Origin of the sequence: Ruegeria sp. SCP10 (assembly GCF_040329495.1) — a bacterium.
GTDB lineage: Bacteria > Pseudomonadota > Alphaproteobacteria > Rhodobacterales > Rhodobacteraceae > Ruegeria.
Genome location: NZ_JBDZYF010000003.1, coordinates 465,767 through 476,927 on the forward strand (window position 1 = coordinate 465,767; position 11,161 = coordinate 476,927).

The 11,161-nt window shown below is 50.0% G+C and carries 8 protein-coding genes and 1 pseudogene; all 9 read right to left on the minus strand.

Translation table 11 applies throughout. The annotated features are described in order from the left end of the window. Positions 1-309 precede the first annotated feature (309 nt). The 9 genes and pseudogenes from ABLN87_RS11265 to ABLN87_RS11305 all read right to left on the minus strand — a co-directional run bounded on the left by ABLN87_RS11265 (position 310) and on the right by ABLN87_RS11305 (position 11,063). A complete protein-coding gene (locus ABLN87_RS11265) occupies positions 310-1,722 on the minus strand; it encodes a hypothetical protein (RefSeq protein WP_353010227.1) in 1,413 nt (470 codons plus the stop codon). Next, the gene (locus ABLN87_RS11270) at positions 1,706-2,800 is read right to left on the minus strand and encodes a DegT/DnrJ/EryC1/StrS family aminotransferase (RefSeq protein WP_353010228.1); all 1,095 of its coding nucleotides are present in this window, start codon (positions 2,798-2,800) and stop codon (positions 1,706-1,708) included. Before ABLN87_RS11270 ends, ABLN87_RS11265 begins: the two co-directional genes overlap by 17 nt. Before the next feature lie 23 nt (positions 2,801-2,823). Continuing rightward, positions 2,824-5,181: an FkbM family methyltransferase gene (locus ABLN87_RS11275; RefSeq protein WP_353010230.1), complete on the minus strand. Its 2,358-nt coding sequence runs from the start codon at positions 5,179-5,181 to the stop codon at positions 2,824-2,826. Positions 5,182-5,237: 56 nt separating this feature from the next. Further along, the gene (locus ABLN87_RS11280; protein ID WP_353010231.1) at positions 5,238-6,233 is read right to left on the minus strand and encodes a GNAT family N-acetyltransferase; all 996 of its coding nucleotides are present in this window, start codon (positions 6,231-6,233) and stop codon (positions 5,238-5,240) included. A gap of 11 nt (positions 6,234-6,244) precedes the next feature. Continuing rightward, positions 6,245-6,469, minus strand: coding sequence for an acyl carrier protein (locus ABLN87_RS11285; protein WP_353010233.1), 225 nt, complete (start codon positions 6,467-6,469; stop codon positions 6,245-6,247). Between the two features lie 2 nt (positions 6,470-6,471). Further along, on the minus strand, positions 6,472-8,079 hold the full coding sequence (locus tag ABLN87_RS11290; RefSeq protein ID WP_353010235.1) for an HAD-IIIC family phosphatase: 1,608 nt from the start codon (positions 8,077-8,079) through the stop codon (positions 6,472-6,474). 2 nt (positions 8,080-8,081) lie between these two features. After that, positions 8,082-8,513, minus strand: coding sequence for a sugar 3,4-ketoisomerase (locus tag ABLN87_RS11295; RefSeq protein WP_353010237.1), 432 nt, complete (start codon positions 8,511-8,513; stop codon positions 8,082-8,084). A gap of 570 nt (positions 8,514-9,083) precedes the next feature. Beyond that, positions 9,084-9,735, minus strand: a pseudogene (locus ABLN87_RS11300) (IS5/IS1182 family transposase); the annotation flags it as partial. A 329-nt stretch (positions 9,736-10,064) separates the two neighbouring features. Beyond that, on the minus strand, positions 10,065-11,063 hold the full coding sequence (locus ABLN87_RS11305; RefSeq protein ID WP_353010238.1) for a hypothetical protein: 999 nt from the start codon (positions 11,061-11,063) through the stop codon (positions 10,065-10,067). Positions 11,064-11,161 lie beyond the last annotated feature (98 nt).

Below are 11,161 nucleotides of genomic sequence, written 5' to 3' on the forward strand. Positions count from 1 at the left end.
CAGACAACCCGCTTGGTCATGAGCTGATTTAGAAACTTCATCGCCGCCAGGCTCGCCATCTGAGTTCTTTCAGTGTCCGGGTTTTGTTGATATCGGACGTAAGTGTTTTGCGATCACTAGGGATTTTTAGCACTATTCACAATAGCTATCCAAAGTTACCGGATGGCACTATGGTATCAGCAGGCCGGTATCCGCGCATGGCAACGACTGCCTGTAGCCAACCGAAGGCTAAGTTCTGGTTGGCCGCTCGCGGAACTCGCTCCTAACACCGGAGAACAGATCCTTTGAAATAGTGAAACTCTGACAAATCTACACTATGTGCCTGCTGCGATCAGTATGAAACAAATCCAAGTCGGAAAAACCAAAGAAACGACTATCCCGGGATGGCCCAATGGGATTGCGAGTTAATGCAGCGCAATAGAGAGTGTTCAACCGATCCAAGAAGACCTCTCCCCCGCAATCGACACTAAGGCTTTCAAATTGCCTGGCTGCTGTGCTCTTTCGATCAGCTTCAGATTCGACCAGGCTCAAGAAGTTATCAACTAATTCTTCATCGGATCGGATATATTCGCGTTGTTTCACGAGAAAATCCATCTGCCCAATGAATGTTTGCCTAGAAACGACTGGCAGACCATGGCTGATGTAATCGATAGCGGTTGTACAGCCGTTTTCAGGCAGAGTATCCAGAGCGACGTCTGCAGCTTTCATATAGCTTCGAAATTGTGTTTCATCGCAAACCGGGATTGGGACAACGCGTTGAACTTCAGCTGCACGTCCCCCCACATCCTGAAGTTGTTGATGACAAAAGCTCTTGGACAAGCCGACAAGGAGAAACCACACGCGTTGGTTTCTTTGCAGGATTTTGTTAATCGTTTCAAAAAGGTTCAACTCAAGGAATGGTTTGAACTTATATTCTGATGCGGATGCGATTCCGATCTTGGCTTCTTTGGGGAGCGAAAGTCTATCTCGAATGGCATTGGTTTCTTCTCTCACAGCATCCCTATCTGGGTTCAACGGGATCCCCAAACGCTGGCTATCTAAAATTCCCCGCCTCAGTTTTGAAAGCTCTTGTCCCCAACTGCGGGTTTCAGCCACTGCGCATGCGACTTCAAAACCCACAGAGAATCTGTGATCTGCATGGTTATAGAATATGACAGGAACAGGAAACGAACATTCCCCAAAAGCAAGCGAAGGAACGATATCGTGCATATGTATGTGAAGAACGACATACTCAAATTCCAGTGCCAGAGACCTGAGTTGCAGGGCGCGGTCTCTGATGGGTTTGTCCCGCGGAAGCCTAAAAATTGATCCACCTACGCTGGCTGCCGCTTCCCGCAGATTTTTTGGGACAGGCTGAAGGCCCTGCTCGGTCAAAGCGACTGACTGTGATCGCTCTTTACCGTCCAGTTTCATCCAGCGCTCAACAACACGTGTATGGCCGCCCCAAGGAAAAGCACAACTCATAACATGCAAAACACCAGAGCGCCTTGTTTTACGAGAAAGTGATGGCCTTTCCAAATTGGCGGATAAATCAGATAGAGCAGCTTCTAGTTTCTCGGATCGATACACGCCAGCACCCGTGCCATTGGCAAAGTGAGCCGCAGCCTCAACTGCCTTCATCTTTTGTGTTGGTTTCTTGAGCCCCTCAAGCTCGAAGCAAAGACGTTCAAACCGCTGAGCATTTGCAAACGTTCTGGAGAGTAGCTCAACTCGTGAAGGCATTCACTGCCTCACAGACGCGTAACACATCTTCGTTGGACATCGTGGGGTCGATTGGCAAAGACAGCACTTCGTCATGTATGGCTTCTGTGACGGGCATCGAAAGGTCGGCAAGCTCGGAATACGCTGCCTGTTTGTGAGGTGGAATAGGGTAGTGAACAAGGGTTTGAACGCCTCGATCTTTCAGATGCTCTGCTAGCAGTTCCCGATTTCTGGTCCGGACTACGAACAAGTGCCAGACGCTAGTGGCCGTATCGCTGGGAAACTCCGGCAAAGTCACGTGGTTGCTTGTGATCCTGTCGCAATAAGTCTTCGCAATATCACGGCGGCGGTCGTTGTCCTCATCCAAGTACTTTAACTTGACCCGCAAAATAGCAGCCTGCAGTTCATCCAATCTGCTGTTGCGACCTTTAGCTTCATTCACGTATTTCTGTCGAGATCCGTAGTTTGACAGCATGTCCACTTTAGCCGCCAAAGTTGAGTTATTTGTAACGACAGCTCCCCCATCACCCAAGGCGCCTAGGTTCTTACCGGGATAAAAAGAAAATGCAGATACATCCCCGAAATTGCCTGCACGCGTACCGTTCAATTCTGCACCATGAGATTGGGCACAGTCTTCTACGACATAAAGCTCGTTTTCCTGGGCAAATGCACAGATCGATTGCATTTCCGCCAAGCGCCCGTACAAGTGAACCGCTAAGATGGCGCGGGTCTTGGGCGACAGCGCGTCCGAGAGACCTCTTCCCGACAAGTTAAACGTACCCGGATCAGGTTCCACCAATACGGGCCGCAGTCCCATTCGGGATACGGCGAGTAGCGTTGCGATATAGGTATTGGCGGGCACTATTACCTCGTCCCCGACCTCAAGATCCAAAGCTTCCAGACAAAGCTCAAGAGCATCAAGGCCGTTCCCGACGCCAATGGCATGGCGCGTCCCGCAATACTCGGCGAATTCTCGACAAAAGTCATGGTATTGCTTGCCACGCACATACCAGCCGCTTTCGAGAGTGTCTTGCATAGCCTGAGCGATCTCGTCTTTGTAACGAACGTTAATTTCTTTAAGGTTCAAAAAACTGATCATCGCGTATCCTTTACGTTTTGCGGCTACGTTCGTGGTTCGCAAATTAAGTTAGTGTCCACAGCAATTGACATATCCAAAGGCTTACGGATTTTAAAACTGTAGTCCGCACCCAAATCTTCGACCCATTTGCGGGCGTTGAAGAACTGATCAAAATTGTGATAGATACTAATGAGCAGAACCGGTCTTTGTTCACATATAGTCTTGCGTGCCCCTTCTAGTACGTCCAACTCCATGCCTTCCACATCGATCTTAATCAAACCCACGTCTATGCTGTGCTCGTCCACGAGGGAGTCTAATGTTCGAACTGGGATCTTGCTCTGTCCCTTAGAGCTATCTGCCGTTGCAGCCACTAAATGAGACTGGTCACCTTTGTCCAAAACCATCATCTCCGAGGGTTCGGCGCCAAGTCCGATGTTCATCGGATAAACAGATTCTAGTTCATTTTTTTTGATGGTTTGCTGTAGAAGATCAAAACTCTCAAGGCTCGGCTCGACGGCCCAGATATCTCCATCGGTAAACTCTCGCATGATCAATACTGAGTCGCCGAAGTAAGCGCCTACATCAATCATGGCTTTGGACATAAGGGACTCGGGCTTTTCGAGAGCAGAAATAAAATGCTTGTAATAGAATACGGTTGACGAAATATCAGCTGATGGCAAATGGTACTTTCCATCATAGAGATACCATCTATCTGACAGCTTCAATATGCGATTGTAGTGAAAATCCATCAGCATGCGAAACTGGTCTTCCTCCTCGCGTGTGATTTGGAACACCCCTGCACGGTGAATAGCATATTCTCGAATACGTGTAAGAACACGAGTTACAATATGACGACTTTCATCATCCAAACCGGCAATCAGGTCCAGATATAGCTTTTCCACATCGCCACTGAATTGTTCGTAGGATGCCTGGTCAATTATAGAGTCGCACGTGTCCATCAAAGCTACATATGAGGTGTGGTTAACGTGCCTTTTGGGCGACCCCAGGACCGCTGCGGACGTCGTTTGTGCGATTTCCCTTACAGTTTCAGAACTGAGAAGTTCGAAGCGCGTACTGTCTGGCTTGTCTTCCAGATGCGATAGCTTTTCTTCGTTTCTTTTTTTCTTGGACTTTCGCAGGATGCTCACGAAGACCAGCAACAAGGTCAGGGGCAAAGCCGCCACTGCGATCAACACAATTATTAAGAGCCATAGCTTGTATTCAATGCCCTTAAACCTCATACGCCGAATTAGCTTACCTTTGTAGCGCAGCTCCAGCATGTCATTGGTATAGCGCACCGCTCGCAGTTTTCCCTTAAGGCCGAGATTGTAGGCTTTCTTTTCGATCTGCCAGCTCAGAAACGTTTTCTTTGCGTCCCGGTAAGTTAGCGTGGAATTGTTGGCGGCCTTTAAGAACTCTTCGGCAGCGAATTTGGCGTTATGATATTCCGAAACATACAGATGAACACCATCGCCAAGCTGTTTTTGACGCTCGGCACTCATCAAGTCTCTTAAGACTTCCGCACATGTGCGGATAGGTAGTTTGAACGTTAGAGCCTGTTCTACCTGCCAACCCAAGCAAAATCCCTTAGTTTCGTTCAAATAGACAAAAACGTCATCATCGTAGTCGTGGACTTCGTTACAAACAACAACCGTGGGTATGGCCAATCGACCCGATGCCAAGACAGATGTACCCATAGCAAACATCATATCTACATTGTTGATCAGGAACTCGTCGAGTTTGTCGTCGAATAGAGGGCCCGTAAAGACGATGTTGAGCGACGGATAGTCTTCTGGAACGATCCTCTTTTCTTCAGGGCCGTTGCCGATTACGTAAAGAGTTTTTTTGCCCGAGTATGAGTAAGCGTCAAAATGCCGTGCGAGGTTGGTTACAGAAAACACCTTATCGATTGAAAGGCGGCCTAGAATTGCGATTCGAATCTCACCATTCGGAGCGCGATAGTCCGTTTTACGCCGGAGGCTAGGTTCAACGCCGATTGGCACATAATTTTCTTCGAAAGAGATGCCATAGTCAGATTGCGCTTGCCGGTGCGCGGCGTCACAAAAGAATACCGCCTTATTTTCGCCAACCATTTCGAGAAACTCTAGCAGACGATCCGATTCTATATTCCAAGAGTCTTTTAGAACGGGAACACAAAGGTTGTGCCAATTGACAAAGAGAACTTTGCTGTCCGGATGAAGCTCAGGTAGCCAATGGGCCCAGTAGATGGGCGTCACAATGATAACAGGTTCAGTTAGGCCGACTTCAAATTGCCCATCCTTGATCTCAATTTTTTCAACGCCCGATTCCTTGAGCATCGGATCTGTGATGCCGTCTTCATAGTCAGTGTAGTAAACCTTGCCGGGATAGACGTCGGCCAAACGCCGCGCGATGGAAGTCAAGTATACGGGACCTCCAGATGGTTCACGCCACGGAAAATAGAATACGACAGGTATGGTCATCTTGTGGAAGTCTCGATAAGTTCGACTATGAATCGGTTCGGCATCACCATGAACACAATTGGGGTTTGAAAAAACACAGATTGTTTTACAGGTGTTATAGGGCGAATGCCTAGGCGCGCCATCGTAGACATGGCTGCTTGGATATCCTCAACGTGGTACGCAAAGTGATAGGGCGCTACGCTATGTGAGAGCCAGCTGTCGAGCGTTCCTGAGCCTTCCATGTTTTCAAGAATCTCAATTCGAGGCTGCGATCTTGCGGTCATAAAAAGACCATGTACCCCCTGTTCGGGATCTGTAAATCGTGCTTCGTTCGAGTACCCGAGCAGTCGGTAGCCCGCTGCCGCAGCTTCGATTGATTTAGCGGCTATTCCGATATGGTGAAACTCAAAAAGTCCCAATTCGGATTTTAGGCGACGATTAAAAATATTCTGACAGAAGGTGTCCCACTTTGAAACCGTCTGCCCAAGGTACTCTTCTTTGGTTAGAACATGTTCTATCAGCTCGAATGTCTCACCACGCAGCTCCACTTTGCTTGGTTGGCTTGTGGAACGACGCTGAGCATAGCCATCATGAAACTTAACAACGCTCACATTTTCGGCAACGGTTCGGCAATAGATTTCCGACAAGTTCAACTCGTTGAAGCCGAACGCCATAAGCAGATTAACGCTTTCGATGGCGGCCAAGCTTCCGTCCTCAATGATCCAACGGCCCCACTCCGCCCGACCTTCTTCTATGTCATAGAGCCCAATCAAGCCGACATTCTTTTGGGTGAACCGATCTTGGACGAGGAAGTAGTAGTCTCCATCGTTCTGAGACTGTTTGCGCAGCCAAACTCGCTGAGCGTCTACATCCGCGGAAATTGGATTCAGGTACTTTTGTTTTTTGCTGTCAGTACTGCGAAGATTGACGATGTACTCCGCATCGCCTTCAGAAATGGGGCGCAGTTGAAAGGATAGCCCTGTCAAACGACGTGAACGAAGTACATCTACCACGAGTATGTACCTTAGTTTTCGTTCAGTTTTGCTTGGATTGCGTCAACGAAGCTTTTTGGAGAACCAAGATCTGTCAACTCCTCAGGCGTGAACTGAATTCCGAACTCCTCCTCGGCAGCCAGAGCGTGCTCAATGCGATCAAATGAGCTCCAGACCTCAGCATCCTCGTAGTGGGCTTTGAACTTCTCACCCAGGCCAGCCCGGGCTTCTACGAAAGTCAGTACGTTGTGAGGCATGGTCAATAGCTCTGCTCTTTTACATCAAGTTCTGGCATGGAGATTTCGACGATTCCCTGCGGGAATGTGTATTGAAGCTCCGACGCGGCGGCGGTTTGTGCTTTTAGGTTGTTCTCGACAAAGTCTGCAGCTGGACCGTTGCGTTCTCCTTTTTGAAACGCAACTTGAACCTTCGAGCACTTCAGCTGATCGGCCGCGCATTTAATGGCCCCCAGCACGACGACTTCATCAAGACCACGGCCAAGCGCACGGCAACTGACAAACATGTCTTCGACGTTTAGCGTGTCTCCGTGTTTGTGGCCGACCAGACAACCTATGATCCCGCTATCAATCAGCTTATCGCTCATGGACACTGTCATAACGCAAGACGACGGGTTCCCTGCTGCTGCCTTTACCTCGGCCAGAGAATAGCGCTTGTAGTTGAAGATAAACTGGTTGGTTTTTCGCGACAGTTCAGAAACTCGGGTAATCTGATCCGGGTGGTTCAACTGAAAGCTGATTTTGATTTCAAGCGAGCGTAGGTAGGCTTCGGGTGACATTTGCTCCCGTAGACGCCGACGTTCTTCGTTTGCTTGAACATCCTTGCTTCTGGCAACATCTTCTGCAGAGACTTTGGATTTCAACAGACCAGGATATACGCCGACACTGCGCGCGTTCGAAGCGCTGTCTGGTGACGCCCATAGCATCTTGATGTCCGGCAGCTTGTTACTCACTTCGAACAACTCTCCCATGTTGTCATCAATGAATAACATCGCAGAGTGATGGATGTTTAGGAACTTTTCCAAGCTCTGAATGTTGGAGGACTTAGACTCCCAGTTGACCATGAATTTAGTCACATGTTCAGGTCGCAGAGGAAAGTCACCACGGACTTTGAACAGTTTCTCAACATCTTCGGCTTCGTTCTTGGACGCGATGCATACAAAAAAACCCTGCCTCGCTAGCTCGGTTAGTTTTTGCTGTAGCGCAATATGCCCCGGTTCAAGTATCACGCCGGCCGCGCCATCTTCGCCCAAGACGCCCTTGTACAGAGTGTTGTCTAGATCGACCACGATAGCCTTTAGCCCCGGTAGTATCACTGCTGGGATTGTGCACAGACCAAGCAAGCGAGACATTTCCATGCAGGCTGCAGGGCTGCAGCGCGTGCCGGTGAAACTTGCGAGCCGTTCATCAAAGAACTTGCCACCCAGATGATCCATAATACTTGAGAAATCCGCCTTAACTAAGGGATCTTCAGCCTCGAAGTTTGCACCAACCGGAGCGACGATGACAGGTTTGACAGCGTTTTGGCTCAACTCGTTCAGCCGAGCTATGATGTGTTTGCGGCCTTTTTCGTCGTATCGTTCCAGATCAACCCAAATGATATGGGCATCTGCATCGGCGGCAAAATCCGCATTTGCGAAGGCATCATCGTAATCACTGTAGCTGAAGTCTGCCTTGAGGCCAGCGACCGCTAAGAAGCTATTGATAGTAGCTGCCACTAATTCGAATGAGTGGTTACGTACGACATCAATCTTCAAGTTGCGTGCTTGAGCATCGGCACGGTCTATTAGGTCTGACCGCCTCAGGCTTTGGCTTGATGTGAGCTTGTGAATTTCGAGAAGCTTGTCCATTACTAGCTGCTTATCTTCATGGTTCTGTAGTCTTCGAACGAGTAGATGTATTCTTCGGGGTCATAGTAGCTATCAGAAACGACAACCAGAACGCAATCGTTGCTGAAATCACACATTTCCTTCCAAACCATTTTCTCTATCCAAAGGAGCTTTGATGGGGAGTCCAACTGCACGTTAGCAAACTCGCCTTCCGGAGCAATCAGCTTAACGCTGCAGCTTCCGTTGAGGCAAAGAAACCCAAAACGTGAGCGTCGATTTGCATGACTGCCACGTGGCTCGTTACCGACAGTGCCATAGATTGCGAACATACGTTTTAGTTCGAACGGAAGTTCCTTAAGTTGCTCTATGACCACGAGGTTCCCACGGCAATCGCCGCGAACAGGAAGTTCGACAAGGCCGTACAATTCTGTGTAGTCGTTTTCCGACCAAGCCATGAAACACACACTCAGATTTCAGGATTTTTGGTGCCTTAACATCGTTTCTACAGCACGTACAGTGGCACTTGGTATCTATTCGGCGGTTTTTCGCAAATCCAATTTCAGTTGGGCTGTCCAGATTTGTGTTGTGGATTAATGATTTGAGCCAATGCCTTGTAATCAAACCATTAGGATAGGAGCTGGTCGTTGGATCCAGAACCAGATCCTATGATGGGTCGCCTGACAGGGAGGACGATCCGAGACAGCAAAGAGATCGGACCTGCCGCTTGGGGCGATCCGCAAATAGCCATCGTTTGCCAACCCGTGATCCGGCGCTGCAATATGTGGCCAATGGCAATCGCCCGTTTCAATGCGGCCTGACGCACCAATGTCGGATGTAACCCGATGTGGCGGGGCATTCCTTATCTCATCGCGATCTCGGACCGGTTCAGTCGCCAGGTGCTGACCGGGGGCTTAGAGACGGACGTCTACCCTGAGGTCTATACCAAGGGCTTTGTACCGACAAATCGCACTCTTTGAACCCGTCCTGTCCATGGGCCGCGCGAGGCTCTCGGCTTAGGCTCAGGACTAATGGCCAGTAAATGACGAGGCAGCCAACGCGATTGCCGACAGGAAGACCTTGGGGCACCTGTCGTATCGGATTGCTACACTCCGCCAGTCCTTCAGTCTGCCAAACTGATCTCAATCTTGTTGCGCCGCTTTCGTCCCGAGGTACATGCGCGTATTCCTTTGCCTTCCAACGCCTCTCTGAGTCAATCGGCGTGATATCCTCGATCCCCGAGTAACCAATCGACGTCCGGCAAGGTGCTCAGCAATACCCTTTCACCCATTTAGTCACTGACCTGACCGGCGGTCACAAAGAGGTTCCGCGAGCGCCATTCGCCGTTGTGCTTGAACCAATGGCCCACCACGGCTTATCTGTCACAAGTTTCTTGCCGCTTCGTACTCATACCACCCTTCTTGCAGCAGATCTGGCGCACACGTCCCCTTTTTCGCCGCCATGCTGGATGCGGTGCGGTGTGCTTTGAGGCAGGTGACATCGATCATCCCCGTCTTTTCCTCATCGTGATCAGCAGCCAACCCCATCAACATCTCGGCAAAAAGCCTTTATCGCTCCACCGCTTCCAACGGTTTAGGGCGTCTTGTGCGGGCCATACTCCATCGGCGCGTCGTTCAACCAGAATAGATCAGACATGTTCTCCGCTCGTTTGGAGCCGTGAAGCATGCAGACTCGCGGGAATCAATGAGATCTAGGCCTAGACACAAGAAGCATCGCGACGCACCGTCACTCACTTGTTCAGCGTGGAACTCGAGCCTCGCGGTCTGTCTCCTTTGCTGCAATAGACGCTTTTAAGGGAACGGATCAGCCCGCAATACGTCCGGACCAACCACCTCGCCTACTAGAAACCGGATCAGACACGATATTGGTTCGTATTCAGCCACTTGAGCCACAGTACGCGCATAGCCCATCAGCAAACCGACACCAATGGGCACGTGACAAAAAAATCCAAAGGATACGATGGTACCCATCGTTGCGCCGAAGTAGCGTCATATCAAGAAGAAGTCATCTTCGGTCGTTGCAATGGGCCCGACATATATCTCGGTTTGAGTTGTAAGGTCTAGTGATAGCAGTGGATTGGCTTCGGTTGGATTTGCTGGGACTACCGAAGCGACATAATCACCATCAGAGTTCTCAGAAACTGCACTCTTATTTGGGTAGAACTTGAATTCATCCATTTCGGCGTTTGGCACTGGCATCTGATTCAATACAGCGGTAAGTGCGACGTTGTTGACGACGTGACCAATTGATCCGTCATTGTTGAGATCGGCGTTATAGACGGTTTCGATATCCACGACGTTACCGACCGCGAGGCTGTCAACAAAGTTGCCGCTGCCGTCCAGCACCCATTCCGAGTAGGTGCCACCGCCATTTTTCCACAGAAGCCGGTAGCCGCCATTGCCATCGGCCTCAACATGGATCGCACTCCAGTCGCCAAGAGATCCCGGCCCCAGGGCGTTACCGTTGAGTTTGATCTCTGTGGCGCCGTTGATCAGATAGACTCCACGAGTGGATTGCCCCAGCGATACAGAGCCGTCATTTTCGATTGGTGTCGTGACGTGACCAATTGATCCGTCATTGTTGAGATCGGCGTTATAGACGGTTTCGATATCCACGACGTTACCGACCGCGAGGCTGTCAACAAAGTTGCCGCTGCCGTCCAGCACCCATTCCGAGTAGGTGCCACCGCCATTTTTCCACAGAAGTCGGTAGCCGCCATTGCCATCGGCCTCAACATGGATCGCACTCCAGTCGCCAAGAGATCCCGGCCCCAGGGCGTTACCGTTGAGTTTGATCTCTGTGGCGCCGTTGATCAGATAGACTCCACGAGTGGATTGCCCCAGCGATACAGAGCCGTCATTTTCGATTGGTGTCGTGACGTGACCAATTGATCCGTCATTGTTGAGATCGGCGTTATAGACGGTTTCGATATCCACGACGTTACCGACCGCGAGGCTGTCAACAAAGTTGCCGCTGAGCAGCCTCATCTGACTGGTCCAACCTGATTGTTAGTGCATCATCGGCCTGTAATCCATTGGGATGATGGTTTCAGGTGCTGGCGGGCGATAGCCCAGTGCACTGTGTG

What these genes read in the sequence shown, in the direction of transcription:
- ABLN87_RS11295 (WP_353010237.1), bottom strand. Translation starts at nt 8,513, where the DNA reads ATGGCTTGGTCGGAAAACGACTACACAGAATTGTACGGCCTTGTCGAA.
- ABLN87_RS11290 (WP_353010235.1), bottom strand. Translation starts at nt 8,079, where the DNA reads ATGGACAAGCTTCTCGAAATTCACAAGCTCACATCAAGCCAAAGCCTG.
- ABLN87_RS11285 (WP_353010233.1), bottom strand. Translation starts at nt 6,469, where the DNA reads ATGCCTCACAACGTACTGACTTTCGTAGAAGCCCGGGCTGGCCTGGGT.
- ABLN87_RS11270 (WP_353010228.1), bottom strand. Translation starts at nt 2,800, where the DNA reads ATGATCAGTTTTTTGAACCTTAAAGAAATTAACGTTCGTTACAAAGAC.
- ABLN87_RS11265 (WP_353010227.1), bottom strand. Translation starts at nt 1,722, where the DNA reads ATGCCTTCACGAGTTGAGCTACTCTCCAGAACGTTTGCAAATGCTCAG.
- ABLN87_RS11305 (WP_353010238.1), bottom strand. Translation starts at nt 11,063, where the DNA reads ATGAGGCTGCTCAGCGGCAACTTTGTTGACAGCCTCGCGGTCGGTAAC.